Source organism: Clavibacter davisi, assembly GCF_052751415.1.
Genome location: NZ_CP199882.1, coordinates 1,459,868 through 1,484,923, shown reverse-complemented (window position 1 = coordinate 1,484,923; position 25,056 = coordinate 1,459,868). Strand labels below are relative to the sequence as shown.

Below are 25,056 nucleotides of genomic sequence, written 5' to 3'. Positions count from 1 at the left end.
GACGGCGCCCTCCCCGTGGGGAGGACGCCGTCGAGGGCGGTGCGGGTCGACCGGGTCAGCGGCCGAGGAACTTCTGCAGCGAGGCGAGCTCCTCCTCGCTCGGGGCGCCCTTCGCGCCGCCCTTCGCCGCCCCGGCCAGGCCGAAGCCGGAACCCGCGGGAGCCGTCGGGCCCCCGATCCGCTGGCCGGACGCGAGCGCCGCGTTCTCCTGCGCGCGCTTGGCGGGATTGCCTGACTTCGAGCCCTTCTTCTTCTGCTGCACGGGCTTCCGGCTCGAGTGCGCGCCGGGCATCGGGCCCATGCCGGGGATCTGCGGCATGCCGCCGCGGGCGACCGTGCGCATCATCTTCGAGGCCTGCTCGAAGCGCTGCACGAGCCCGTTGACGTCGGTGACGGTCATGCCGGATCCGCGCGCGATGCGGAGGCGACGCGAGCCGTTGAGGAGCTTCGGGTTCTGGCGCTCCGCCTTGGTCATCGACTGGATGATCGCCTCGGTGCGGACGATCTCCTTCTCGTCGAAGTTCTCGAGCTGCTCCTTCATGGCGCCCATGCCGGGGAGCATGCCCATCATCTTCTTGATGGAGCCCTTGCCGCGCAGCTGCTGCATCTGCTTGAGGAAGTCGTCGAGCGTGAAGCTGTCGTTCGCGAGCTTCGCGGCTACCTCCATGGCCTCCTCCTCGTCGAAGGCCTGCTGGGCCTGCTCGATGAGGGTGAGGATGTCGCCGAGGTCGAGGATACGGCTCGCCATGCGGTCGGGGTGGAAGGGCTCGAAGTCGTCGAGGCCCTCGCCCGTGGACGCGAACATGATGGGGCGGCCGGTGACGGAGGCGACCGACAGGGCCGCGCCGCCGCGTGCGTCGCCGTCGAGCTTGGAGAGCACGACGCCCGTGAAGTCGACGCCGTCCTGGAAGGCCTTCGCGGTCGCGACCGCGTCCTGGCCGATCATGGCGTCGATGACGAAGAGGACCTCGTCGGGGTCGGTGGCCTTGCGGATGTCCGCGGCCTGCTTCATGAGCTCCTGGTCGACGCCGAGGCGGCCGGCCGTGTCGATGATGACGACGCTGTACTGCTTGTCGACGGCGTGCTTCATCGCGTCCTTGGCGACGCGCACCGGGTTGCCGCGGCCGTTGCCGGGCTCGGGCGCGAAGACGGGGACGCCGGCCTGCTCGCCGACGACCTGCAGCTGCTGGACGGCGTTGGGGCGCTGGAGGTCGGCCGCCACCAGCATGGGCGTGTGGCCGTCCTTGGCGAGCCACTTGCCGAGCTTGCCGGCGAGGGTCGTCTTGCCCGCGCCCTGGAGCCCGGCGAGCATGATGACCGTCGGCGGGCGCTTGGCGAACTGGATGCGACGCTGCTCGCCGCCGAGGATCGCGACGAGCTCCTCGTTGACGATCTGCACGACCTGCTGGGCCGGGTTCAGCGCCTGGCTGACCTCGCCGCCCAGGGCGCGCTCGCGGACGGACGCGGTGAAGGCCTTGACGACATCGAGCGCGACGTCGGCCTCGAGGAGCGCGCGGCGGATCTCGCGGACGGTGCCGTCGACGTCGGCGGCGCTGAGCTTGCCCTTGCCGCGCAGGTTCTTGAAGGTCTCGGCGAGGCGGTCCGAGAGTGTTCCGAAGGTAGCCATGGTGGGTCCAGCTTAACCGGCGCCGGCCGGGCGCCGGGTCAGCCGACCAGGTTCTGCGCGAACACGTGCGGCGTGAACCCCGTGAGGTCGCCGATGCCCTCGCCCTGGCCGATGAGCTTGATCGGGATGCCCGTGCGCTCCTGCACGTTGAGGATGAAGCCGCCCTTGGCGGATCCGTCGAGCTTCGTGATGACGAGCCCCGTGACGCCGCCGTGCTCGATGAAGGCCTGCGCCTGCGCGAGCCCGTTCTGGCCGGTCGTCGCGTCGAGCACGAGGAGCACCTCGGCGATGGGCGACTGCTTCTCCACGACGCGGCGGATCTTCGACAGCTCGTCCATGAGGCCGCCCTTGGTGTGCAGGCGGCCGGCGGTGTCGATGATCACCATCTCGGTGCCCGTGCGCATCGCGTGCTCGACGGTCTGGAAGGCGACGCTCGCGGGATCCTGCCCCGGCTGCTGGGGACGCACGATCTCCACGCCCGCGCGCTCCGCCCAGGTGGCGAGCTGGTCGACGGCCGCGGCGCGGAACGTGTCGGCCGCGCCGACCACGACCGTGCGGCCGTAGTTGCGCAGGAACTTGGCGAACTTGCCGATGGTGGTGGTCTTGCCGACGCCGTTGACGCCGACGACGAGGATCACGGCGGGCCGGGCGCTGAGCTTCAGCGTGGGGTCGTGCTTCGCGAGCCGCTCCTCGATGCTCTCGCGGAGCATGCGCTGGAGGTCGCGCGGGTCGGTCGTACGGTAGCGCTCGACCTTCTGGCGGAGGTCGTCGATGGTGGCCTCGGTGACGTCGGGGCCGAAGTCCGCGGTGATGAGGGCGGTCTCGAGGTCGTCCCACGTGGTCTCGTCGATCGTCGGCTTCGCGAACATGCCGCGGAGCGCGCCGGAGAGGGACCAGGGGGTGCGGGCTGCCATGTGCCCAGCGTAGCCGCGGGTCAGGAGGCGGCCGGCGCCTCCGCGGCGTCGACGTCGGCGGGGTCCGCGTCGACAGCCGCGGCGTCTGCGGATGCGGCGGCCGGCGTCGTCGGACGCGCCTCGCGGCTCACGCGCTGGCCGACGACCGCGCTGACGCCGTCCTGCCGCATCGAGACGCCGTAGAGCGCGTCGGCGATCTCCATGGTGCGCTTCTGGTGCGTGATCACGATGAGCTGCGACGTGTCGCGGAGCTGCTCGAGGATCGTGAGCAGGCGGCCGAGGTTCGCGTCGTCGAGCGCCGCCTCCACCTCGTCCATGATGTAGAACGGGCTCGGCCGGGCCGTGAAAATCGCGATGAGCAGGGCCACGGCCGCCAGCGACCGCTCGCCGCCGGACAGCAGCGACAGCCGCTCGATGCGCTTGCCTGCCGGACGCACGCTGACCTCGATGCCGGTGGTGAGGAGGTCCTCCGGGTCGGTGAGGTGGATGCTGCCGGTGCCGCCCGGGAACAGGATCGGGAAGACGCGGTCGAAGGCCTGGCGCGTGTCCTCGAAGGCGGCGGCGAAGACGCCCTGCATCGTGCGGTCGATGTCGTCGATGATCGTCAGCAGGTCCTTGCGCGTCGCCGTCAGGTCGGCGAGCTGCTCGGTGAGGAAGAGGTGCCGCTGCTCGAGCGCGGCGAACTCCTCGAGCGCGAGCGGGTTGACCCGGCCGAGCTGCGCGAGCTTCCGCTCGGCCGACTGCAGCCGCGCGCGCTGCTCGTCGCGGTCGAAGGGGCGGGTGGGGACCGGATCGGCGTCGTGCGCGGGGGTGTCGTCGTCCTGGTCGGTGTCGGTGTCGGCGGGGGCGGCCGTGACGGCGGAGGCGGCCGCCGCGGAGGAGATGGCCGCGGGCGCGTCGCCGGGGACGGCATCGGCACCGGCACCGGCACCGGCACCCGGGTCAGCACCGGGCTCGGCGGACGGGGCCGCCGGGCGGGGCCGCTGGCGCGGCGGGAGCGGCGCCTCCTCGGGCACGGGCACGTCCGGCCCGTACTCGGCGACGAGCACCTCCTCCCCCAGGCCGAGCTCGCTCGCGGCGCGCTCGAGCAGCTGGGAGACCTGCAGGCGCTTCTCGTAGATCTGCAGCTCGAGGCCGTGCACGTCCTCCGTGATGCCGTGCAGGCGCTCCCGCAGCTCGGCCTCCTCGCGGCGGAGGGCGGCCAGCTCGGCGTTGCGGCCCGCCCGCGACTCCTCGGCGCGGGCGAGGACGAGCCGAGCCTCGGCGGTGCTGCGGTCGGCGGCCCGCACGACCGCGGGCAGCGCGTCGGCGACGGAGGCAGCCCGGGCGATCTGGCGGCGCCGGATCACTTGACGGCGCGCGGCCTCCTCGGCGGCGGCACGCTCGGCGGCGAGCCGGCGCTCGAGCGCGACCGTGCGCTCCTGCTCCGCCCGCACCCGCTCACGGGCGGTCTCGACCTGCAGGCGCGCCTCGATCTCGGCCTCGCGCGCGGCCTCCCACTCGGCGACGAGCCCGTCGCGGCCGCTCGCGTCGAGGACGGGCCGCGGGCGGGACCGGGCCTCGTCGAGCGCCCGGCGGGCGGCGTCGGACGCGGCGACGGCCTCCTCCACGGACGCGCTGGCGAGGTCGAGGCCGCGCTGCACGCGCGCGAGCTCGGCGGCCGCGGACTCGGCCTGGGCGCGCGACCTGCTGAGGCGCTCGGCGTGGGCGGCGAGGCGCGCGTCGGCCTCGCGGAGGCCGCCGAGCGCCGTGGCCGCGCGCTCCCGGGCGGCGCGGAGGCGCTCGCGGCAGGCCGCGAGGTCCACCTGCAGGTCGTCGATGCGGGCGCGCACACCCGTGAGCGTCCACGCGGCGGCCTCGCGCGCGGCGACGAGCTCGAGCTTGGAGCGGGTGGCGCCGGATCCGCCGCGCAGCACGTGAGCGGAGACGACCTCGCCCGCGCGCGTCATGACGGTGGTCGGTGCATTGGGGCGGGCGAGGAGGGCGACGGCCTGCGCCAGGTCGTCGACGATGACGACGTCGGCGAGGATCCGCCGCACGCCGTCGGGCGCGTCGACCACGGACGCCGCGGGGACCGGGCCGTCCGCGGCGGGGTGTCGGGCGTCCGGGGCGTCGGCCGTCCCGCCGGATCCCGCGACGACGACCTCGACGCGGCCGAGGTCGTCGTCGACCGCGCGCCGGAGGGCGGCGACGGCGTCCTCGTGCGTGTCGGCGAGCACCGCGTCCGCGAGCGTGCCGAGTGCCGCGGCGACCGCCGCCTCGAATCCGGGCTGCACGTGCACGTGCTCCGCGAGGAGGCCCCGCACGCCGGGGAGCCCCGCGGCCACGAGGTCGCTGGATCCGTCGCGCTGGTCGAGCGCGCTCGCGAGGGCCTGCTCGCGCGCGGCCAGCGCATCGCGCTCGCGCTCCTTGGCGTGCAGCTCCTCGCGAACGGCCTCGATGGCCGACTCCTCGGTGGCCACGTCGGCCTGCGCGTCCTCGTAGGCGCGCGTGAGCTCGGATCCGCCCTGCTCGTCGGCCTCGCCCTCCGCCTCGCCGCGCTCCCGCTCCGCCTCCGCGGCGGCCAGCCGTGCGCGCGCCGCGTCGAGCGCGTTCTGCTGCCGGAGCACCTCGCCGCGCACGGCCGCGAGCCGGGAGCCGGCCGTCTCGGCGCGTCCCGTGAGCCCGGCGATCTCGAGGTCGTGCCGCGAGACCAGCGCGCTCTGCGCCTGGATCTCCTCGTCGAGCGCATCGAGCGCCTGCCGGGCTGCGGCGGTCGCCTGCCGCGCGGAGGCCCAGCCCGCCTCGGCCTCGGCGATGAGCGCGACCAGCCGCTCGGCCTCGTCGCGGGACTCCTGCACCTGCGCGGGCGTGGTGCCGGTCGCGGCCTCGGGGGCGTCGTCGGCGGATCCGAGGAGCGCGAGCCGCTGCTGCGCGAGGGAGAGCAGGTTCCGCAGGCGCTCCTGCACCTGCTCCAGCGCGAAGGCCGTGCGGCGCGCTCCGTCGACCTCGTCGCCCTCCTGCTCCTCCACGATGCGCTCGGAGCGCAGCACCGCCCGGTCGAGCTTCTCCTGCAGCACCATGCGCTCGGTCGTGCGCTCCTCCTCCGTGCGGGTGTGCTCGGCGAGCGCGCGGCGGAGGCCCACGACCTCGTCGGCCACGAGCCGGGCGCGCGCGTCGCGCACGACCGCGGCGACGGTCTGCGCCTGCCGTGCGACCTCCGCCTGCCGCCCGAGGGGCTTCAGCTGGCGGCGGATCTCCCCCGCCAGGTCGTTCAGCCGCGTGAGGTTCGCCTGCATGCCCTCGAGCTTGCGGAGGGTGCGCTCCTTGCGGCGGCGGTGCTTGAGGATCCCCGCGGCCTCCTCGATGAAGCCGCGCCGCTCCTCGGGGGTCGCGCGCAGGACGTTGTCGAGCCGGCCCTGGCCGACGATGACGTGCATCTCCCGGCCGAGCCCGGAGTCGCTCAGCAGCTCCTGCACGTCGAGCAGGCGGCAGGACGTGCCGTTGATCGCGTACTCGCTCCCGCCGTTGCGGAAGAGCGTGCGGCGGATCGCGACCTCGGTGTAGTCGATGGGCAGCGCGCCGTCGGCGTTGTCGATCGTGAGCGTGACCTCCGCCCGGCCGAGCGGCCCGCGCGTCGAGGTGCCGGCGAAGATGACGTCCTCCATCTTGCCGCCGCGGAGGGTCTTGGCGCCCTGCTCGCCCATGACCCAGGCGAGGGCGTCCACGACGTTCGACTTGCCGGATCCGTTCGGCCCGACGACGCAAGTCACGCCCGTCTCGAACTGGAACGTGGTCGGCTGCGCGAACGACTTGAACCCCTTGAGGGTCAGGCTCTTCAGGTGCACGCCCGTCGCCCTCCTCGCGTGATGGTCTGGATCACGGTACCGGACGGGAGGCGTCCGGCCGGGAGCCGCGCGCGGGGCCCGGCCCGTCGCGCCGCCGCTACCGTGGTGGGGCGCCGGCCGCCGACGGTCGCGCGCGCCGACGAGGGAGCCGACCATGCCGCACGCCGACGACGACCCCGCCTTCGACGTGGAGGAGATCCGCCCGCCGAGCGCGCCCGGTGCCGCGGGCTGGGACGACTTCGTCGCCCTCACCGACGTCGTCAACCGCGCGCAGTCGCACGACCTCGGACACGACGCGTTCGTCTGGCTGCCGCAGGAGCTGATCGCCGACTACGCCGACGTCGCGCACGTGCGGAAGCGCCTGTTCGCCGCGCGGGTGGACGGGCGGATCGTCGGCCGCGGCCTCCTGACCACCTGGCTCAACGACCCGACCACCTCGGACGTCGCCGTGTCCGTGCTGCCCGAGCACCGCGGTCGCGGCGTCGGCCGGGCGCTCCGCGAGCGCGTGGAGCGGATCGCGCGCGACGAGGGCTGCCGCACCCTCATGGGCTTCACGATGCACCGGGCCGAGCCGAACGGGACTCCCATCCCCTCACCCACGGGCATCGGCGCGATCGGCGCCGACGACCCCGCGGCGCGCTTCGTCGTGGCCGCCGGGTATCGGCTCGGCCAGACGGCCCGCACCAGCTCGCTCGACACGACGGCCGCGGCGCCGAAGCTCGCCGCCCACCTCGCGGACGCCCGCCGCGCCACCGGGGACGCCTACCGCGTGGTGTCGTGGGTGGATGGGACCCCGGAGCACCTGCTCGACGACCTCGCCGTGCTGCACACGCGCATGTCGACGGACACCCCGGCGGGCGACCTCCCGCAGGAGGAGGACCCGTGGGATGCCGCGCGGCTCCGCGAGGCCGAGGCGCGCCGTGCGTCCGCGGGCCGCACGGGCCTCACCACGGCGGCCCTGCAGGTGGCGACGGGTCGGCTCGTGGGCTTCACGGAGATCGCCGTCTCCCCCAGCGGTCGGCGATCCGACGGCCACGAGTACACCTACCAGCAGGACACCCTCGTGCTCGCCGAGCACCGGGGTCACCGCCTCGGGATGCTCCTCAAGGCCGAGAACCTGCGGCTCCTCGCGCGCGAGGCCCCGAGCGCGGACCGCGTCGTCACCTGGAACGCCGACGAGAACCGGCCGATGCTCGCAGTGAACGAGGCGCTCGGCTTCCGTCACGTGGGCACGAGCGGGAGCTGGTTGCGGGAGGTCGCGTCGGCCGACGGCGGCTGAGACGCCCCGTGTCTCACGAGCGTCCTCGTCCGAGTTCCTCGCGGATGTCGGGGCTCCAGATCAGAGCACCCCCGGCGTGGACCGCACCGCGCCAATCGAGTCGCTGCCCGCGCCATTCCTCGATGGGCTGCTCAGTCACGAACATCCAACTGTCGGAATCCCTGCGCCACTGCTCATCCGACAGCGTCCACGCACCCAGGATGATGGAAGTCGACTTCTGGACGGCGAGGAGACGATCGACATCCCGCGGGAGGCCCGCGTCGCCGACGCGCTTCTGGGCGCGACGCGCATACGCCGCCCCCAATCCCCACCACCTGGTGGCGCGCTCGTGGAATATCTCCGCGCCTCGCCCGCCATGCAGCGCCGGGCGCCGGGTGCCGTCACCGACGTCGTCGATGTCGTCGTGGTGCAGGATGACGATCGCGGTCCGCGTCAGCTGGTCATAGCGCACGGAACCCTCGCGCGCGAACACCGCTGGCGTGAGGTACTTGGACGAGCCGACCTTGGCGATGTTCGTCACGTTCGTGAGGTCCTCCGCACGCTCGTCGTCGACGATCACCTCGACACCGGCGGCGGCGGCGGCACAGATCGCGGCGCTCTCCGCGCGTTCCGCCGACGCTCGATCGGGGAAGGGCTTGCTCGTGATGAAGACCTTCGTGCCGGATTCGTCGCGCAATGCATCCGCGGCCGAGTTGTGATGCCCCCAGACGCGTCCAGGACTGCTCCCGATGCCGATGTAGACCGTCTTGCGATCATTATTCCGGTAGATGTAGAGATACGTGCTCGTCATGATGTGTCCCCCTCATAGGGCATAGGCGTCGCGACCACGTCGGTCTCGAGCAAGCGGACTGCTCGCCGTCGATTCGTCTTCACGCCGGTCGCCGATCCGGCCCAGATGGGCGTGAGTGGATCCGCGATGATGTCCTCGATACGGCCCGCTGTCTCCTCGGACCCTATTGCCGCCCCTTCGCACCCACCAATCCCCCTTTCGAGGCGGGCGCATTCGCCTGCGTCCTCGAGAGCACGCCTTCTCAGGCGACCGCGGCGAGGGCGACCCCGGCGCTCGCGGAGTCCGTCGGGGACGTCGGGCGACCCGCCCTCGACCCTCTCCTCGACCGCACCCTCGCCGAGAGCCCGGCTCAGCGCCGCGATCGACCTGTGCCCCCAGACGACCGTCGCCGGTGTGTCGACCTCGCGCAGCTCCGACAGCTCCCCGCGCAGCTCCATCAGGTCCCGCGAGGCGAGGCCGAGATCCGCGAACGGCGCATCCACGTCGACGGCCGCCTCGATCCCCGTCGCCCTCGCGACCCGGGCCGCCATCTCGGCCGCAAGCTCGTGCGCTCTCACACCGACTCCTCCCTGCCCACAGGCGACGAAGCCAACGGCGTCAGCAGCCCGAGCCCCAGTACCACGACGAGAGCCGCCCCGGTCGGATACAGCACTGCCGCGAACCCCCACTGCTCGCAGGCGGCGGTCAGCACCACCGCGCCGAGCGGCGCCAGGCACGTGGTGACCGTCCAGAAGGCCGCGGTCACCCTCCCGATCAGTCTGGGCGGAGTCACCTGCTGACGCAGGCTCATCGAGCAGACACCGCCGAGCGTGCTGCCCAGCCCGAAGGCGAGGCCGACGAGGGCGACAGCGACCGCGTGATGAGCGAGAGGAAGCAGCCCGACCGAGAGCGCCACGAGCAGGAACCCCCCGAACCAGCAGCGCGCGAAGCCGAACCGGCGGTGGAGCGGACCCGCGCCCACCGCGGCGCCCAGCGAGCCGACCGCGGCCACCGCGAAGACGATGCCGACGACCCAGGACGGGCTCCGCACCGAGTCCTTGAGCCAGAAGACCAGCAGGTCGTCGGCCGAGACGGTGACGAGGGTGAACAGCGTGAGGAGCACCATCAGCCAGCGCAGGGTCGGGTTCTCCCACAGGAAGGCGACCCCCTCCCTGAAGCCGGCGAACCAGCCACCAGGGCGAACGGCGTAGGGGTCGCGCTCGGCGTCGGGCTCCTCCGACGGCGGCGGGCGCAGCAGCCACACCGAGATCGCGGACACCGCGAAGGTGAGCGCGTCGACGCCGATGGCGTTGGCCGGGCCGGTCAGGGCCGCCAACGCTCCGGCCGCGGTCGGTCCGACGAGGTAGGCCACCGAGTTCGACGTCTCCAGCCTGCCGTTGGCGTCGACGATCTGGTTCTTCGGCACCAGCGCCTGCACCATCGACACGTGGGCGACCTGGAAGGTCAGGCCGAGCCCGGACCCGATCGCCGCGCACGCGTAGACCAGCCACAGCTGCGGCTCGATCCACCACACGACGGGCACCGCTCCGAAGACGACGAGACGGCCCAGGTCGCAGCCGATCATCAGCCGCCTGCGGTCGACGCGGTCGATGAGCGGTCCGACCAGGACACCGGCGACGAGGCGGACCGCACCGTAGACCGCCGAGACCGCACCCATCTGGAACAGCGATCCGGTCAGCTCGAGCACCAGGAGCGGCAGGGCCAGGCTGCCGAACGCGTTGCCGAACGCCGAGAGACCCTGCCCGGCCCAGTAGAGGTTAAAGGTCGCGTTGCGATGCAGCGGGACCTCAGGGTGGCGACCGACGACTGGCATCAGCGGACCGCTCGCGCGATGTGCGGGAGCGCGTCGACGAACCGCGCCACGAAGTGGGACGCGCGGCCGAATCCGTGGCGCGCTTTCGACTTCCCGCTGATCACCACGCAAATGCGATCACGCCTCACCACGATGCCATCCTTCACAACGCGTCACTTGACTTGATGCGCGCTGCGGAAGACAGCGCGCTCGTGTCTGCCCGTCGAGCGGCCGACGGCACGAACTGCCCGCGAATCTTGCTGTGACGCTGGGCTTCTGCATCGCGGCCCACTTCGGAATGCCGTCAAGCTACCGTTCTCGCTGACAGACCGGGCAGAAGTGACTCGAGCGGTTCATGAACGCCTCGCGCACGATCGGCGTGCCGCAGCGCGGGCACGGCTTGCCCTGCTGTCCGTAGGCGTTGAGGGAGTGCGAGAAGTAGCCCGAGGCGCCGTTCACGTTGACGTACTGCGCGTCGAAGCTCGTGCCGCCCTCGGCCAGCGCCCGGGCGAGCACGTGCCGCACCTCCGCGAGCAGCTTCAGCGCGCGGCCGCGGCCGAGCTGATCTGTGGGGTGCGCGTAGTGGATCCGCGCGGCCCAGAGAGCCTCGTCCGCGTAGATGTTGCCGATGCCGCTCACGAGCGTCTGGTCGAGCAGCGCGCGCTTGATCCCCGTGCGCCGCCGGGCGAGGCGGTCGAGCAGCAGCTCGTCGTCGAACGCCGGGTCGAGGGGATCGCGCGCGATGTGGGCCACCTGCGTCGGCACGACGGCGAGGGCGGATCCGCGGCCGCCGGCGTGCCTGTCGGGCGTGGGGACGAGGCGGTCGACCGCCATGGAGCCGAAGATCCGCTGGTCCACGAACGCGACCACGAGCTCGCCGTGCGCCGGATGCTCGATGCCCAGGCGGATCCGCAGCAACCCGTCGGGGTCGGAGCCGGGCTCGCGGAGCAGCACCTGCCCGCTCATGCCGAGATGCGTGACAAGCGCGCGGGGCCCGGTCGCGTCGCGTGCGGCGTCGGGCTCGAGCGGCAGCCAGAGGAACTTGCCGCGGCGGACGGCGGACGAGATGACGCGGCCCACGAGCAGGTCGACGAACGCGCCCTCGAGCGGGTCGTGCCGCTTGAGGGACCGGGCGTCGAGGATCTCGACGCCGGTGATGCGCGCGCCGGTCACGGCGGGCTCGAGGCCAGCGCGGACGACCTCGACCTCGGGGAGCTCGGGCACCGCGGGTCAGGCCGTGGTGCGCGCCTCGAGGCGCGTCCACGCCTCGAGCGCGGCCGTCATCTCGGCCTGCTTCTTGCTGGATCCCTCGCCCGTGGTGCGGACGGCCGAGCCCACCGTGACGACGGCGTGGAAGCGCTTGCTGTGGTCGGGACCGCTGTCGCTCACGTCGTAGACGGGGGCAGGCAGGCCCTGGCGTGCGGCGCTCTCCTGGAGCGCGGTCTTCGGATCCATGGCGGCGCCGAAGCGCGCCGGGTCCTCGAGGAGCGGCGCGATGAGGCGCAGCACGAGGCCGGTCGCGGCCTCCCCCCCGGCGTCGAGGTACGCGGCGCCGATGATGGCCTCGACCGTGTCGGCGAGGATCGACGACTTGGCGCGGCCGCCCGTGAGCTCCTCGCCGCGGCCGAGCAGGAGGTGTTCACCGAGCCCGATGCGGGTGGCGACCTCCGCGAGGGCCACGCTGGAGACGAGGCTGGCGCGCCGCTTGGCGAGCTCGCCCTCGTCGAGGTCGGGGTTCTCGAGGTAGAGCATGACCGTGACGGCCTGCCCGAGGATGGAGTCGCCGAGGAACTCGAGGCGCTCGTTGTGCGGGATGCCGCCGTGCTCGTACGCGTACGAGCGGTGGGTGAGCGCGAGCTCGAGGAGCTCGGGGCTCACGTCCACGGCGAGGAGGCGCCGGAGCGCGTCGCGGTCGCCGTGGACGTGGGATCCCGGGGTGTCGGTCATGTCCGACGTACCGTGCGGGTCGCGACTAGACGTCGGCGACCTTGCGGCCCTTGTACTCCATGTACAGGGGCGTGCCGGCGGCGTCCTCGACCACGCGCGCGCGGTGGGGCATGGAGTAGACGACCTTGCCGTTCTCGATGGTCTTGACGAGCGTGGGAGCCTCGGCCTTCCACTGCGAGCGACGCGCGCGCGTGTTGGATCGGGACATCTTTCTCTTGGGAACAGCCATGGCTAACTCTCATCTCTCTGCGTTTCGGTGTCGGCGTCTTCACGCGCCGCACCGCTGTCTTCGGAAGCTCGGAAGCCGGACAGGGCTGCCCAGCGCTGGTCGATCACGGGCTCCGGGTCGGAGTCCGCGAGGACCAGGCTGATGCCGGGACCCAGATCGAGATCGAGGTCCTCGCCCGGCACTTCGGGCTGGAACGGCAGTGAAAGGACCACCGCATCCCGGATGACCGGCTCCAGGTCCACGTGCTCGTCCTGGACCTGGTAGTCGAAAGCTTCATCAAGAGAGTACGCGAACATCTCCGCGAAATCGACCTGGACACGCTCCTGCATGTCGGCGAGGGTGCGCGCGGACTGCCCGTCGGCCACCGTGTCGACGTCGCCGGTGACCAGGATCCCGTCGTGGAGGGACTCCAGCCGGACGCTCACCTGCATCTCGCGGCCCGCGGGGACGGCGATGAGGCCCTCCCCCATGCGCTCCGGCAGGGTGATGGTCAGCTCGAGCTCGCGCATCTCACCGGGGCGGTGCACGATGTCGTGGACGTTGACCGTGAATGGGGTCTTCTGGAACCGGGACACCCGTAAATCCTACGGGGCGTCAGCCATCCCGTCGGACGGCGAGGGCCTCGGCGACGGCGGCGGGGACGTAGGGCGACACGTCGCCGCCGAGCGCCTCCACCTGCCGCACGAGCGAGCTGGAGACGTGCGCGTGCCCCGGATCCGGCAGCAGCAGCACGGTCTCGACGCCCGCCAGGTCGCGGTTGACGAGCGCCATGGGCGTCTCGTAGGTCACGTCGAGCTGCGAGCGGACGCCCTTCACGAGCACGGTCGCCCCGACCTGCCGGCAGTAGTCGACGAGGAGGCCCGCGCCCCAGGAGTCGACGCGGACGGTCGCGGGCAGGCCGGCGTCGCGGATCACGCGCTCGATGAGCTGCACGCGCTCCGCGAGCGGCAGCATCGGGGTCTTGCCGGGGTTGTGCACGACCAGGACGACGAGCTCGTCGTAGAGGCCGGCGGCGCGGCGGATCACGTCGAGGTGGCCGAGCGTGACGGGGTCGAACGATCCGGGGACGACGGCGATCCGCTGCATCCCGCCAGCCTAGGGCCGGGGCGGGGTCAGTTCTTGTCGAGGAAGGCGCGCTCCTCGTCGTCGAGCCGGCGGGCCAGCGCGCGGGCGAGCGCCGGATGCCCCGCGAGGTCGGGCGACGCCTCGAGCACGTCGTGCGCGTGCTCGCGCGCGGACTCGATGAGGTCGCCGTCCTGCGCGACCCGCAGCAGCCGGAGCGACGAGCGGCCGCCCGACTGGTTCGTGCCGAGCACGTTGCCCTCGCGGCGGAGCTCGAGGTCGACGCGCGCCAGCTCGAAGCCGTCGAGGGTCGCGGCGACGGCGTCGACGCGCTCGCGGGCGACCGTCTCGGGCTCCGCGTGCGTGACCATGAGGCAGAGGCCGGGCACGCCGCCGCGACCGACCCGGCCGCGCAGCTGGTGCAGCTGGGAGACGCCGAAGCGGTCGGCGTCGAGGATGACCATGGTGGAGGCGTTGGGCACGTCGACGCCGACCTCGATGACGGTGGTGGCCACGATGAGGTCGATCTCGCCCGCGGAGAACGCGCGCATGACGCGGTCCTTCTCCTCCCCCGACATGCGGCCGTGCAGCACCGCGCGGCGGACGGACCCGAGGCGCGGGTGCGCCGCGAGCAGCGCATCGACCTCGGTGACCGTGGCGAGCGCGGGCCGGGTCGGCGCGTCATCGGCGCCCTCGGCCGCGTCCTCGTCCTCCGCGTCCGGATCCTGCGGGTCGATCGCCGGGCACACCACGAACGCCTGCCGCCCCTTCTGGATCTCCTCGGCCGTGCGCTCCCAGACCCGCTCGATCCAGCCCGGGTGCTCGTGCAGCGGCACGACGAAGGACTCGATGGGCTGGCGACCGCTCGGCAGCTCGGCGATGGTCGAGACGTCGAGGTCGCCGAACACCGTCATGGCGACCGTGCGCGGGATGGGCGTGGCCGTGAGCACGAGCACGTGCGGCGGGGTGCCGCCCTTCCGGCGGAGCGCCTCGCGCTGGTCGACGCCGAAGCGGTGCTGCTCGTCGACCACGACGAGGCCGAGGTCGAGGAACTCGACGCGGTCGCCGAGGAGCGCGTGGGTGCCGACGACGATGCGCGCCTGGCCGCTGACGATGCGCAGGAGCGCGCGCTTCCGCTCGGCGGTGGACAGTTGGCCGGTGAGGAGCGTGGGCATGAGCTCCGCCGCGAGATCCGGCCCGAGCGACGCCGTGAGCGAGCGGAGGTGCTGGCTCGCGAGCACCTCGGTGGGCGCGAGCAGCGCGGACTGGCCGCCCGAGTCGGCGACCGCGAGCATCGCCCGGAGCGCGACGAGCGTCTTGCCGGAGCCGACCTCGCCCTGCACGAGCCGGTTCATGGGCCAGGTGCGCGCCATGTCCGTCGCGATCTCCTGGCCGACGAGCCGCTGGTCGCCCGTGAGCTCGAAGGGCAGCTGCGCGTCGAGGCGGTCGAGGTGGCCGCCGGGCGTCGGGATCCTCGGGGTGGCGGGCAGCGCGCGCGCCGCCTGCCGCCGCTGCAGCAGGGCGGTCTGCAGCACGAAGGCCTCCTGGAAGCGGAGCGCATCGCGGCCGCGCTTCCAGTCGACGTCCTTCTCGGGACGGTGCACGCCCTCGAGCGCCTCGCGGTGCGGGAGGAGGCCGCGCGCGGCCCGCACGTCGGCCGGGACCGGGTCGTCCAGGTCGTCGACCGCGTCGAGCGCGAGCGCCACCGACTTCGCGACCTGCCAGCTCGCCATGGACGCGGTGGCCGGGTAGATGGGGATGGGCATCTCGGCCCAGCGGCGGGCGGCAGCATCCGGCTCGCCGCCCGAGAGCTCGGGGCCCTCGTGGGCGTCGAACAGCTCGTAGTCCGGATGGGCGAGCTGGAGCGCGCCGCGGTAGTCGCTGACCTTGCCCGCGAAGATCCCGCGGACGCCGGGCACCAGGTCCTTGGCGCGCCACGCCTGGTTGAAGAAGGTGAGGGTGAGGAAGCCGCGGCCGTCGGTGATGCGCACCTCGAGGATGCTGCCGCGCCGCGCGCGCATGGGCCGCTCCCGCACCTCGCGCACCTCGGCGACGATGGTGGCCTGCTGGTCGACCGGCAGCTCGGCCAAGGCGGTGAGCTCGCCGCGGCGGGCGTAGCGGCGCGGCAGGTGCTCGAGGAGGTCGGCGACCGTGCGCAGCCCGAACGCCTTCTGCAGCACGCCGGCGGTGCGGCCGCCCACGACGCCCGCGAGCGCGGCGTCGGGTCCGGTCATCCCCCGAGTGTACGAGGAGCGTCCGACGCCCGGGATGCGGGGGCGCCGCCGTCCTCGGCCTCCCCGCGTGGACGACGGCGGACGAGCGAGCGGGGCGCGACCACGGCGAGCAGCCGGTCGACCCTGCCCGCGCGGGCGCCGAGTGCCGCGCCGAGCACGAGGAGCGCATCGGCCAGCGCGGCGCCCGTCGCGGCGTCGACCGGAGCGTCGGCCCGGGCGAACCGCTCGCGCTCGCGTGCGCCCACGAGCACCGCGACCGGATCCCGGAGGGCGGGGTCGTCGCCCGCGAGCCGCCGGCCGAGCTCGCGCGGCGACTCGGTGTCGGGCACCCGGATCCCCAGGTCGACGGCCCGGTCCTCCGCCTCGTGCCAGGCGGTGCCGGCGGGGGCGTCCCCTGCCGCGAGGGCGCGGAGGCGGCCGGCGCGGCGGGAGCGGCGGAGCAGCGCGGGGGACGCGAGGAGCGCGAGCACGAGCACGACGAGGGCCGCGACGCCGATCGCGCCCCACGGGATCCGGTCGGCGCCCGGGCCGGCGGCCCCCGGGGCGGCGGACGCCGTGGGCGCGGGCGCGGTGGTGGGCGCGGCCTCGGCCGACGGCGTCGGCGCGGCGGAGGGGGTCGGCGCGGCGGTCGGGGCGGCGGAGGGCTGCGCGTACGGCGCGGCCTGCCCGCGGCCGGGGGTCGGCTCGAAGGGGATCCAGCCGATGCCCGCGAAGTACAGCTCCGGCCACGAGTGCAGGTCGTGCGAGCCGACACGGTAGGTGATGAGGTCGCCGTCGCGGCCGACCTGCGAGCCCGGGAGGTAGCCCACGGCCACGCGCGACGGGATGCCGGCCTCGCGCGCCATGATCGCCATGGCCGACGCGAAGTGCACGCAGTACCCCGCGCGCACCCGCAGGAACTCGCCGACGACGTCGACGCCGCTGCCGTCGTAGCCCTGCTGGACGGGCGCCTCCTCGGAGTAGCGGAACCGGCCGTCCGTGAAGAACCGCTGGAGCGCGAGGGCCTTGTCGTAGGGGTCGTCGATCCCGGCGAGCACGTCGGCCGTCGTGGTGCCCACCACGGCCGGCGTCCCGTCCGGGATCTGCAGGAACGGCGACAGGTCGCCCGCGGTCGCCGGCGGTGCGGCCCTCAGCTGCTCGGCGGACGGACGGGGGAGCTCGGAGCGCACGGTGTAGCTCTGGTCGCGGCTGTCGGAGTCGGACGAGCGGATCGCGAGGCCCTGCTCCGACCACCGCCACGTGCCCTCGAGACCGGCGACGCTGCGCGGGGCGTACGGCGCGGGCAGCCAGGCGCTCGAGGAGCCCTCGACCTGCACGCGCGCCTCGACGTCCTCGACGGGCACGTCGCGGCCGGCGCCCAGGTCGGGCCCGATCGCGTCGACCGTGTTCTCCTCGGGCGGCCGGAGCGGCGACGGCGCCCATTCCTCGCCCTCGAAGCGGGACAGCGTGGTGACCTTGAAGTAGAGGGGCGTCGACGACCCGGTCGAGTAGCGGAGCGCGTCGACGTCGACCGGGCGGCGGAGGTCGTCGCCGAGGTCGAGGATCGGGTTGACGACGCGGGAGCCGCTGGCTCCCGCTCCGGAGGCGGTGGGGAACGTGGCGCTCGTGAGCCCGGGGACGATCGCGGGGGCGACCAACGCGACGACGACGGCGCCGGCCGCGAGCGCGCCCGCGGAGACGAGGGTCGCGCGCGCGGCGCCCGGGCTCCCGCGGCCGGATCCGCGGTCGCCCGACGACGCCCGCCCGCCCGGCAGGTCGCTCCCGCGGTCGCGCGCATCGGCCGCGAGCACCGCGAACCACGCCAGCGCCGTGACGGCGAAGGACGCGACCGAGAACTCGCCGACGAGGATCGCGCCCGGCACGGACACGAGCACGAGCAGCGGCAGGCCCGTGACGGCGGGCATGCGGAGCACCGACGCGAGCACGTCGAGCAGGACGGCGAGAGCCCCGATCGACGCGACGGCCACGAAGACGATGGACGCGAGCGGCGGCACGGGCGCGGAGCGGCGGTAGATCTCCTCCCCCGCCTGCTCCCCCACGGCCACGAGCGTCCGCACGGTCTCCGGGGTCGGCAGCACGCCGAGGATCGCCGTGCGTCCCGCGAACACGAGCGTGACGAGGAGCACGAGCACGACGAGCGCGCCGCCCGAGGCGAGGATCCGCGGCGCGCCCGCGGCGCGGAGCAGCGCGGCGGATCCGAGGACCGCCGCCACGACGACCGCGCAGAGCAGGAACCAGGGACCGGTCTCGATGAGCAGGTGGAGGCTCGCGGCGGCGGCCAGGAGCGCGACCGCGAGGGCGGCCGTGAGCGGCCAGCGGGCGGCGGCGCGGCCGCGGGGACGGGGCGGACGGCCGTCGCGCCCGGGCATGCCGGACGCGCCCGCGCCGCGTCCCCCGCGCCGTTCGCCCGGCAGGGGCCGCGGCTCGACGGTCCAGCGCTCGCGGCCGCCGAGTCCGACGGAGCCGAGGTCGGTCATCGGGCCATCTCCTCGGAGCGCGCGGCGTGCCAGGCGTCCGCGGGTCGGATGCCCTCGCCGAGGACCACGGTGGTCCAGCCGGACTCGCGGAGTATGCGGAGGGCCTCCCGGTCGTCGCGTCCGTCGACGCGGCCGGGATGCGCGAGGAACGCGACGGCGGGACGGCAGGTGGATCCGAGCCCGGCGAGGCGCCGGGCCTCGGCCTCGTCGAGGTGGCCGAGCACCGCGTGCAGGGGGACGGCCCGGCGGCTGCGGCGGAGGTCGGACAGCAGCTCCTGCACGGCGTCGCGGTCGGGGTCGGGATCGGTCGGGCGCACCTCGGCGAGGCGGAGCAGCAGGTCGGCCTCGCTCGCGGGCTCGGCGCCGCGGCCCGGGGCGGGGGCGTCGGAGGCGCCCGCGGTCTCGAGGAGCTGCACCGCGTATCCGCCGCGCTGGAGGTGCACGGCGACGCTCGCGGCGAAGGACACCGCGCGCTCGAACGCGCGGTCGCCCTCGTCGTCGTCGTCCGCGTACCGGGGGAAGGCGGACGCGCGGGTGTCGAGGAGCACGAGCGAGCGCGGGCTCGACCGCTGCTCCTCCTGTCGCACCATGAGCTCGCCGTGGCGGGCGGTGGCGCGCCAGTGCACGCGGCGGAGCGGATCCCCCGCCCGGTACTCGCGCGTGCCGAGGTCGTCCTCGCCGCCGTCCGCCCGGCGCTGGACGCGCTCGGACTCGCCCTCCGACGACACCTGGCCGGAGGGCTCCGCCTCGAGGTCGGCGATGCGCGGCGTCACGACGAGCCGCGAGGTGCCGCCGGCGACGTGGCGCAGCAGCATGAGGCGGAACGGGTCGTTCTCCTCGACCGCGAGCGGCCCCACCTCGTGCACGCCGCGGCGCTCGGGCGTCAGGTCGTAGCGGAGGACCGGCCGGACGGCGGCGCGCCGTGATCCGCGGGCGAGCCCCCGAAGGGACGGCAGCGCCGCGGGCGGGGTCGCTCCCTCCACGCCGGGCACGACGTCCAGCACCTGCGCCGGCGGCGTCGCGAAGGGGCCCGTGCTCGACACGGACACGGTGACGGTCGTCGCGGTGCCGGACTCGACGACGTCCGAGGAGAAGGAGCGCTCGACGTGCAGCCGGATGCGCGCGACCACGAGCCAGGCGGCCGCGAGCAGCGGCAGCGCGAGCACCGCGGCGCCGATGAAGACGAACTCGCGCCGCCCCGCGAGGAACGCGCCCGCGAACGCCGCGACGCCCGCGGCGAGCAGGGCGATGCCCCGGAGGGTCGGATGCGGGACGGCCTCGATGCCGACCCTCCGCATCAGGCGCGCGAGGGGCCGCACGACGTCAGCGCGCCCGGCCCGCGGCGCTCAGCGGCACGGACGTGGTGGCGACGATCCGCTCGAGGATCTCGACCACGGCCGCCTGCCCGCTGCCGCGCCGGCCGAGCGCCCGGCCCGTGGCGACGAGCCGGTGCCCGAGCACCGGCGCGGCCAGCGCGTCGATGTCGTCGGGCAGCACGAAGTCGCGGCCGTCGAGCGCGGCGCGGGTCTTCGCGGCGCGGATGAGCTGCAGGGTGGCGCGGGGGCTCGCGCCCAGGCGGATGTCCTCGTGACCGCGGGTGGCCTGCACGATCGCCACCGCGTAGCGCGAGACGGGATCGGACACGTAGACCCCGCGGGCCGCGTGCATCATCGCGTCGAGCTCGTCGGCGTCGACCACGGGCCGCAGCTCGTCGAGCGGGCTCACCGTGTCGCGGTCGCGGAGCATCGCCAGCTCGGCGTCGGCGTCGGGGTAGCCCATCGAGATCCGGGCCATGAAGCGGTCGCGCTGCGCCTCGGGGAGCGCGTACGTGCCCTCCATCTCGACCGGGTTCTGCGTGGCGACGACCGTGAACGGCTGCTGGAGCCCGTGCGTGACGCCGTCGACCGTGACCTGCCCCTCCTCCATGCACTCGAGGAGCGCGGACTGCGTCTTGGGACTCGCGCGGTTGATCTCGTCGCCGATGACGATGTTCGCGAACACGGCGCCCGGCTGGAACTCGAAGCGGTGGTCGGCCTGGCTGTACACGGAGACGCCCGTGACGTCCGAGGGGAGCAGGTCGGGCGTGAACTGGATCCGGTTGACGGTGCAGTCGACGCTCCGCGCCAGCGCCTTGGCGAGCATGGTCTTCCCGACCCCGGGCACGTCCTCGATGAGGAGGTGGCCGCCGGAGAGGAACACGGTGAGGGCCATGCGGGTGGCGTCCTGCTTGCCGGACATGACGGCGTCGATGTTGCCGAGGATGAGGTCGGCGAGCCGGCGCACCTCCGTCAGCGGCATGGCCCGGGACCCGCGCGAGGCGGGGGCGTGCGCCCCCGTCCGCGGGGCGGGGTGGATGCGCGCGGGCGCGACGCCCGGATCGCCGTGCAGGGGAACGGACTCGGACTCGGGGCTCGTCACGCGGATCCTCCAGCGTCGTGGGCGTCTTGCGAGCATACGTCAGCTCCCCCCGCGCGTCCGGGGAGCGGCCGTGAGCGGCTGGACGCGGCCGCGGACGGGTAGCGTGGACGCCCGTGGACCCCGCCCCGATCCCTGCCGCTCCGCGTCCCTCCGGACGCACGTCGTGACCCGCATCGTCGCCGGGTTCGCCGGCTCCCTCGTGCTCCGGGTCCCGAGGACCGGCACGCGCCCCACGAGCGACCGGGTGCGCGAGGCCCTCTTCTCCGGTCTCGAGGCCCGCGACGCGCTCGACGGCGCACGGGTCCTGGACCTCTACGCCGGATCCGGCGCCCTCGGCCTCGAGGCCGCGAGCCGCGGGGCGCGCGAGGTGGTGCTGGTGGAGCGCGCCACCCCGGCCGCGTCCGTGTGCCGGTCGAACGCGCGCATCCTCGAGGGCGCGGCGCCGCGCGGAGCCGAACTGGCCATCCGCGTCGCCGCCCAGAGCGTGCACGCCTTCCTCCTCGGCGACCGCGGCACCTACGACGTCGCGTTCCTGGATCCGCCGTACGAGGTGGGCGACGCGGAGCTCGCCGAGGAGCTGGCCGCCCTCGCGCCGCGGCTCGCCGACGACGCGGTCGTCATGGTGGAGCGGAGCGCCCGATCGGCGGAGCCCGCGTGGCCCGTCGGCATCGCGCTCGACCGACGCCGGGCCTACGGCGACACCGTCGTGTGGTGGGCCGCGGCGGATCGGGGCTAGCGCGCGCCGTCCCAGTCGGCGTACGGGTCCCAGCCGCCGCGCGGGGTCCGCGGGCCCTCGTACGGAGCGCCGTCGACCGTGACCGACGGACCCCGGGCGCCCGCCTCCCGCACGACGCCGACGACCCGGAACGACCCGGGGATCGGGGCGCCCGCGGGGAAGGCGGCGACGAGTCCGTGGTCCTCGCCGCCCGTGAGGACGAGGTCGAGGGCCAGGGGCGGGAGAGCAGGATGCGCGTCCGCGACGCGCCGGACGTCGGCGGCGAGGGCCGCGGTCGCGAGGTCGATGGCGACGCCGCTCGCGCGCGCCATCCGGGCGAGGTCGAGGAGCGGCCCGTCGGAGACGTCGAGCATCGCCGTGGCCCCGGCGCGGGCCGCCTCCACCCCGGCGGCGATGGGCGCGACCGGCGAGAGCTGCGCCTCGACCGCGTCGGGATGCGCGGACCGGAGCGCCCGCGCGAGGTCGGCGTCGGGGACCGGTTCGCCGCCTGCATCGGCCCGGCGCGCGTGGTCGAACAGCAGCCGGACGCCGGCGGCGGCCATGCCGAGCGTGCCCGCCACGGCGATCACGTCCCCGGGGCGCGCGCCGGAGCGCAGCACCGGGGCGCGGCCCTCGAGGTCGCCCGTCGCGGTGACCGTGATGACGAGCGCGTCCGACACGGAGAGGTCGCCGCCGACCACGCCGCAGCCGGGCGCCTGGGCGCGGCAGCCGTCGCGCAGCCCGTCGGCCAGCACCTCGAGGTCCCGCACGGGCGTGTCGGCGGGCGCGGCGATCGCGACGAGGAGGGCGGTCGGGCGGGCGCCCATCGCGGCGACGTCGGCGAGGTTGGAGGCGGCGGCGCGCATCCCGAGGTCGTGCGGCGTCGACCACGCCAGGCGGAAGTCGGGCCCCTCGACCATCATGTCGGTCGTGATGACGAACCGGCCGTCGGGCGCCCGCACGACGGCGCAGTCGTCACCCGGTCCGGCGTCGGCGGCGTCGGCGTCCGGCAGGCGGGGCAGGATCCGCGCGAGGGTCGCGAGCTCCCCCGCGCTGCCCAGGGTCGCGTCGTCGGGCCGGTGCGTCTCAGGAGTCGTCACGGGTGCCACGGTAGCCTGACCCCGATGACTCCCCGCCGCCCCGCCCGCGCCGTGCGCGCCGCCGCAGCCGCCGTCGCCGCGTGCGGCCTCGCCGTCCTCCTCGCCGGCTGCACCCCCACCGTCTCGCTCGAGCCCGCGGCCGACGCGGCGGATCCGCTCTGCGCCGACGTGGTCGTGCACCTGCCCGCCGAGCTCGGCTCCGCTCCGCTCCGCGAGACCGACGCCCAGGGCACGGGAGCGTGGGGCGATCCGCAGAGCACGGTGATCCTGCGCTGCGGCGTGACGCCGCCCGGGCCCACGACCGACGCCTGCATCAGCTACGACGACGTCGACTGGGTGGAGGACGACACCAGGGCGCCGAACATCCGCTACACGACCTACGGGCGCACGCCCGCCGTGGAGGTCGTCATCGACTCCACGCAGGCGAGCTACACGGCCCTCACGGACCTGAGCCGGGTCGTCGGCGCCATCCCGCAGACGAACCGCTGCGTCAGCGCGCAGGACCTCGGCGTGGCACCGCCGCCCGGGAGCTGACCGGCGCGTCGAGCGCATCCGGCCCGTGCCCCCGGCGCGCGGCCACGACCAGCCGGCCCGCGCGCCACCATCGCAGCCACGGCAGCTCGCGCGGCCAGTGCGTCGTGAGCGACGCCATGCCCCGGCTCATCCGCAGCGGCAGTGTCGACGGGCGCGTCAGCGGACGCATGCTGATCCCCATGCCCAGGCGCGGGTCGAGCACGATCCGCCGCTCGGGCCCCAGGTGCACCGAGAGGTCGATGTCGTCGTGCAGGTGCGTCCCCGCGCGGTGCACCTCGTGGCGCACCTGGCGCCAGGCGTCGGCGCGGAGGGCGAAGTTGGATCCGAACAGCGGCGGGTGCCCGAGCGCGAGCGTCACCGAGGCGAAGTAGGCGCCGAGGTAGGCGACGGCCGCGACGCCGCGGAGCGCGCGCGGGCCGTCGAGGAAGCGCGCGGCGCCCGTGACGGCGGCGATGTCGGGACGCGCGGCGAGCACGTCGCCGAGCCGCTCGATCCAGTCCGCGGGCGGTACGCAGTCGGCGTCGAGCCGCGCGATGACCTCGTGCCGCGCCGCGTCGTAGCCGGTCGACGCGGCCGCCGGGATCCCGACCACGGGCTCGTGGACGACGCGCGCGCCGCCCGCGCGGGCGACCTCCGCGCTGTCGTCGCGGGAGGCGTTGTCCACGACCACGACCTCGTCCGGCGCGACCGTCTGGCCGGCGAGGGCCCGGAGGCAGGCCCGCAGGTGCCCGGCGTCGTCGCGGACGGGGATGACGACGGAGACCGTCGGCCGCCGGACGGTCGGGGTCTCGCCCACCGGCCGCGAGCCTTCGCCGCGGACACGGGCCGCCGGGCGCACCGCGAACCCGATCCGGGCGTCGGGGTGGAGGCGGGGCCGGGCGACGGATCGTCCTACGAGCATGCGTCGAGCCTAGGCTCTCCCCGTCGCGGCGACCGGCGTCTGCCGCCTGCCTCGGCCGCCTGCCCCGCGGATCCCCGCCGCGGCCCCGGAGAGCCGCCTCAGGTGCGCCGTCCCTCCGCCTCCCAGGCGAGGGCCACGTCGAGCAGCTCCGAGATGAGGTCGGGGTACGCGACGCCCGACGCGCCCCAGCAGGCGGGGAACATCGAGATGGGCGTGAAGCCGGGCATCGTGTTGATCTCGTTGAGCACGAACCCGTCGGCCGTCAGGAAGAAGTCCACGCGCGCGAGGCCGCGGGCGCCCACGGCGCGGAAGGCGCGGATCGACAGCTCCTGCATGTCGGCGAGCTGATCCGCGGTCACGTCCGCCGGGCACACCAGCTGGATGCCGTCGGCGCCCAGGTACTTCGCCTCGAAGTCGTAGAAGTCGCGGCCGGAGACGACGATCTCGCCCGCGACGGACGCGCGCGGCAGCGTGCCGGGCCCGCCGTCGAGGATCGCGCACTCCACCTCGCGTCCGACGAGGCCGGCCTCGACGAGCACGCGGTCGTCCTCCCGGAACGCGGTCGCGAGGGCGGCGTCGAGCTCCCCCGGCTCCGCCACGCGGCTCACGCCGACGCTCGATCCGGCGCGCGCCGGCTTCACGAACGCGGGCAGGGCGAGCTCCGCCGCCCGGGCGCGGACGGCGTCGGGGTCGGCCTCCCAATCGCGTCGCGTCACGGTGGTCCACGGAGCCACGGCGATGCCGGCGTCGCGCAGCACCGTCTTCGCGAAGTGCTTGTCCATCCCGAGCGCCGAGGCCAGCACGCCCGAGCCGACGTACGGGAGGCCGGCGAGCTCGAGCATCCCCTGCACCGTCCCGTCCTCGCCCTGGGTGCCGTGGAGGATGGGGAACACGACGTCGACGCGGCCGAGCGAGCGCTCGGGGCCGTCCGCGTCCCGCACGTGCAGCTCGCGCGACGACGCGTCCTCCGGCCAGCGCACGCGCGTGCCGTTGTCGGCGACCTCGGGCAGGGCCTCGGCGTCGAGCGCGAGGGCGGACGCGTCGTCCGCCTGCAGCGTCATGGCGCCGCGGCGGGTGACGCCCACCGGGATCACCTCGAAGCGCTCCCGGTCGAGCGCGCCGAGGACCCCGCTCGCCGTCGCGCAGCTGATGGAGTGCTCGCTGGACGTCCCGCCGAACAGCAGGACGACGCGGATGCGGTCGGCCATGG

The 25,056-nt window shown here is 74.6% G+C and carries 21 protein-coding genes; 3 read left to right on the top strand and 18 right to left on the bottom strand.

Annotation, left to right across the window (positions count from 1 at the left end; translation table 11 throughout):
• Positions 1-55: 55 nt before the first annotated feature.
• From ffh to ACU4ZT_RS07045, 3 genes are read right to left on the bottom strand one after another with little or no spacing between them, the layout of a single operon-like run.
• Positions 56-1,627 (bottom strand): signal recognition particle protein, encoded by a 1,572-nt coding sequence (gene ffh, locus ACU4ZT_RS07055; RefSeq protein WP_063072658.1) that lies wholly within the window; start codon positions 1,625-1,627, stop codon positions 56-58.
• A 38-nt stretch (positions 1,628-1,665) separates the two neighbouring features.
• Complete coding sequence (gene ftsY / locus ACU4ZT_RS07050) at positions 1,666-2,541, bottom strand: signal recognition particle-docking protein FtsY (protein ID WP_063072657.1); 876 nt, start codon at positions 2,539-2,541, stop codon at positions 1,666-1,668.
• A 20-nt stretch (positions 2,542-2,561) separates the two neighbouring features.
• Positions 2,562-6,368, bottom strand: a complete 3,807-nt coding sequence (locus ACU4ZT_RS07045) for a chromosome segregation SMC family protein (protein ID WP_445338518.1) — start codon at positions 6,366-6,368, stop codon at positions 2,562-2,564.
• Between the two features lie 154 nt (positions 6,369-6,522).
• Between ACU4ZT_RS07045 and ACU4ZT_RS07040 the strand changes: the two genes are divergently transcribed.
• The gene (locus tag ACU4ZT_RS07040; protein WP_445338516.1) at positions 6,523-7,647 is read left to right on the top strand and encodes a GNAT family N-acetyltransferase; all 1,125 of its coding nucleotides are present in this window, start codon (positions 6,523-6,525) and stop codon (positions 7,645-7,647) included.
• Positions 7,648-7,660: 13 nt separating this feature from the next.
• Here the strand turns inward: ACU4ZT_RS07040 and ACU4ZT_RS07035 are convergent, their stop codons facing one another.
• From ACU4ZT_RS07035 to ACU4ZT_RS06980, 12 genes are all read right to left on the bottom strand, one after another.
• Positions 7,661-8,437, bottom strand: coding sequence for a hypothetical protein (locus ACU4ZT_RS07035; protein ID WP_445338514.1), 777 nt, complete (start codon positions 8,435-8,437; stop codon positions 7,661-7,663).
• On the bottom strand, positions 8,434-8,994 hold the full coding sequence (locus ACU4ZT_RS07030) for an acyl carrier protein (RefSeq protein WP_445338512.1): 561 nt from the start codon (positions 8,992-8,994) through the stop codon (positions 8,434-8,436). The genes ACU4ZT_RS07035 and ACU4ZT_RS07030 overlap by 4 nt, the downstream gene beginning before the upstream one ends.
• A complete protein-coding gene (locus tag ACU4ZT_RS07025; protein WP_445338510.1) occupies positions 8,991-10,250 on the bottom strand; it encodes an MFS transporter in 1,260 nt (419 codons plus the stop codon). Before ACU4ZT_RS07025 ends, ACU4ZT_RS07030 begins: the two co-directional genes overlap by 4 nt.
• A gap of 288 nt (positions 10,251-10,538) precedes the next feature.
• Positions 10,539-11,453: a bifunctional DNA-formamidopyrimidine glycosylase/DNA-(apurinic or apyrimidinic site) lyase gene (mutM, locus tag ACU4ZT_RS07020; RefSeq protein WP_445338508.1), complete on the bottom strand. Its 915-nt coding sequence runs from the start codon at positions 11,451-11,453 to the stop codon at positions 10,539-10,541.
• 6 nt (positions 11,454-11,459) lie between these two features.
• The gene (gene rnc, locus ACU4ZT_RS07015; RefSeq protein WP_414748053.1) at positions 11,460-12,176 is read right to left on the bottom strand and encodes a ribonuclease III; all 717 of its coding nucleotides are present in this window, start codon (positions 12,174-12,176) and stop codon (positions 11,460-11,462) included.
• A gap of 25 nt (positions 12,177-12,201) precedes the next feature.
• Positions 12,202-12,405: a 50S ribosomal protein L32 gene (rpmF, locus tag ACU4ZT_RS07010; protein ID WP_012038043.1), complete on the bottom strand. Its 204-nt coding sequence runs from the start codon at positions 12,403-12,405 to the stop codon at positions 12,202-12,204.
• A 2-nt stretch (positions 12,406-12,407) separates the two neighbouring features.
• Entirely contained in the window at positions 12,408-12,980 is a 573-nt protein-coding gene (locus tag ACU4ZT_RS07005; protein ID WP_270980461.1) for a YceD family protein, read from the bottom strand.
• Between the two features lie 19 nt (positions 12,981-12,999).
• Entirely contained in the window at positions 13,000-13,491 is a 492-nt protein-coding gene (coaD, locus tag ACU4ZT_RS07000) for a pantetheine-phosphate adenylyltransferase (RefSeq protein ID WP_063072651.1), read from the bottom strand.
• A 26-nt stretch (positions 13,492-13,517) separates the two neighbouring features.
• Positions 13,518-15,701, bottom strand: a complete 2,184-nt coding sequence (locus ACU4ZT_RS06995; protein WP_445338505.1) for an ATP-dependent DNA helicase RecG — start codon at positions 15,699-15,701, stop codon at positions 13,518-13,520.
• Positions 15,698-18,178, bottom strand: coding sequence for a transglutaminase TgpA family protein (locus ACU4ZT_RS06990; RefSeq protein WP_414748057.1), 2,481 nt, complete (start codon positions 18,176-18,178; stop codon positions 15,698-15,700). The genes ACU4ZT_RS06995 and ACU4ZT_RS06990 overlap by 4 nt, the downstream gene beginning before the upstream one ends.
• Positions 18,175-19,497: a DUF58 domain-containing protein gene (locus tag ACU4ZT_RS06985; RefSeq protein WP_254654462.1), complete on the bottom strand. Its 1,323-nt coding sequence runs from the start codon at positions 19,495-19,497 to the stop codon at positions 18,175-18,177. The genes ACU4ZT_RS06990 and ACU4ZT_RS06985 overlap by 4 nt, the downstream gene beginning before the upstream one ends.
• A 4-nt stretch (positions 19,498-19,501) precedes the next feature.
• Positions 19,502-20,476: an AAA family ATPase gene (locus tag ACU4ZT_RS06980; RefSeq protein WP_270980537.1), complete on the bottom strand. Its 975-nt coding sequence runs from the start codon at positions 20,474-20,476 to the stop codon at positions 19,502-19,504.
• Between the two features lie 283 nt (positions 20,477-20,759).
• Here ACU4ZT_RS06980 and rsmD point away from each other — a divergent pair, with 283 nt between their 5' ends.
• On the top strand, positions 20,760-21,332 hold the full coding sequence (gene rsmD / locus ACU4ZT_RS06975; protein WP_063070746.1) for a 16S rRNA (guanine(966)-N(2))-methyltransferase RsmD: 573 nt from the start codon (positions 20,760-20,762) through the stop codon (positions 21,330-21,332).
• Here rsmD and ACU4ZT_RS06970 read toward each other — a convergent pair.
• Positions 21,329-22,411 (bottom strand): thiamine-phosphate kinase, encoded by a 1,083-nt coding sequence (locus tag ACU4ZT_RS06970; RefSeq protein ID WP_445338503.1) that lies wholly within the window; start codon positions 22,409-22,411, stop codon positions 21,329-21,331. The genes rsmD and ACU4ZT_RS06970 overlap by 4 nt on opposite strands.
• 24 nt (positions 22,412-22,435) lie before the next feature.
• On the opposite strand from ACU4ZT_RS06970, the gene ACU4ZT_RS06965 reads away from it, so the two are divergent.
• A complete protein-coding gene (locus tag ACU4ZT_RS06965; protein ID WP_063070744.1) occupies positions 22,436-22,945 on the top strand; it encodes a DUF3515 domain-containing protein in 510 nt (169 codons plus the stop codon).
• On the opposite strand, the gene ACU4ZT_RS06960 is transcribed toward ACU4ZT_RS06965, so the two are convergent.
• Together ACU4ZT_RS06960 and ACU4ZT_RS06955 are read right to left on the bottom strand one after the other, a co-directional pair.
• Positions 22,902-23,846 carry a glycosyltransferase family A protein gene (locus ACU4ZT_RS06960; protein ID WP_445338501.1) on the bottom strand — a complete coding sequence of 315 codons (945 nt, stop codon included), beginning with the start codon at positions 23,844-23,846 and terminating at the stop codon, positions 22,902-22,904. The two genes, ACU4ZT_RS06965 and ACU4ZT_RS06960, sit on opposite strands and share 44 nt — an antisense overlap.
• A 98-nt stretch (positions 23,847-23,944) precedes the next feature.
• Complete coding sequence (locus ACU4ZT_RS06955; protein WP_445338499.1) at positions 23,945-25,054, bottom strand: D-alanine--D-alanine ligase family protein; 1,110 nt, start codon at positions 25,052-25,054, stop codon at positions 23,945-23,947.
• Between the last annotated feature and the right edge of the window lie 2 nt (positions 25,055-25,056).

Excerpts from the sequence above, each read along its gene's own strand:
- ffh (WP_063072658.1), bottom strand. The coding sequence starts at position 1,627 with ATGGCTACCTTCGGAACACTCTCGGACCGCCTCGCCGAGACCTTCAAG.
- ftsY (WP_063072657.1), bottom strand. The coding sequence starts at position 2,541 with ATGGCAGCCCGCACCCCCTGGTCCCTCTCCGGCGCGCTCCGCGGCATG.
- ACU4ZT_RS07040 (WP_445338516.1), top strand. The coding sequence starts at position 6,523 with ATGCCGCACGCCGACGACGACCCCGCCTTCGACGTGGAGGAGATCCGC.
- ACU4ZT_RS07035 (WP_445338514.1), bottom strand. The coding sequence starts at position 8,437 with ATGACGAGCACGTATCTCTACATCTACCGGAATAATGATCGCAAGACG.
- ACU4ZT_RS07025 (WP_445338510.1), bottom strand. The coding sequence starts at position 10,250 with ATGCCAGTCGTCGGTCGCCACCCTGAGGTCCCGCTGCATCGCAACGCG.
- rnc (WP_414748053.1), bottom strand. The coding sequence starts at position 12,176 with ATGACCGACACCCCGGGATCCCACGTCCACGGCGACCGCGACGCGCTC.
- rpmF (WP_012038043.1), bottom strand. The coding sequence starts at position 12,405 with ATGGCTGTTCCCAAGAGAAAGATGTCCCGATCCAACACGCGCGCGCGT.
- coaD (WP_063072651.1), bottom strand. The coding sequence starts at position 13,491 with ATGCAGCGGATCGCCGTCGTCCCCGGATCGTTCGACCCCGTCACGCTC.
- ACU4ZT_RS06995 (WP_445338505.1), bottom strand. The coding sequence starts at position 15,701 with ATGACCGGACCCGACGCCGCGCTCGCGGGCGTCGTGGGCGGCCGCACC.
- ACU4ZT_RS06990 (WP_414748057.1), bottom strand. The coding sequence starts at position 18,178 with ATGACCGACCTCGGCTCCGTCGGACTCGGCGGCCGCGAGCGCTGGACC.
- ACU4ZT_RS06980 (WP_270980537.1), bottom strand. The coding sequence starts at position 20,476 with ATGCCGCTGACGGAGGTGCGCCGGCTCGCCGACCTCATCCTCGGCAAC.
- ACU4ZT_RS06965 (WP_063070744.1), top strand. The coding sequence starts at position 22,436 with ATGACTCCCCGCCGCCCCGCCCGCGCCGTGCGCGCCGCCGCAGCCGCC.
- ACU4ZT_RS06960 (WP_445338501.1), bottom strand. The coding sequence starts at position 23,846 with ATGCTCGTAGGACGATCCGTCGCCCGGCCCCGCCTCCACCCCGACGCC.
- ACU4ZT_RS06955 (WP_445338499.1), bottom strand. The coding sequence starts at position 25,054 with ATGGCCGACCGCATCCGCGTCGTCCTGCTGTTCGGCGGGACGTCCAGC.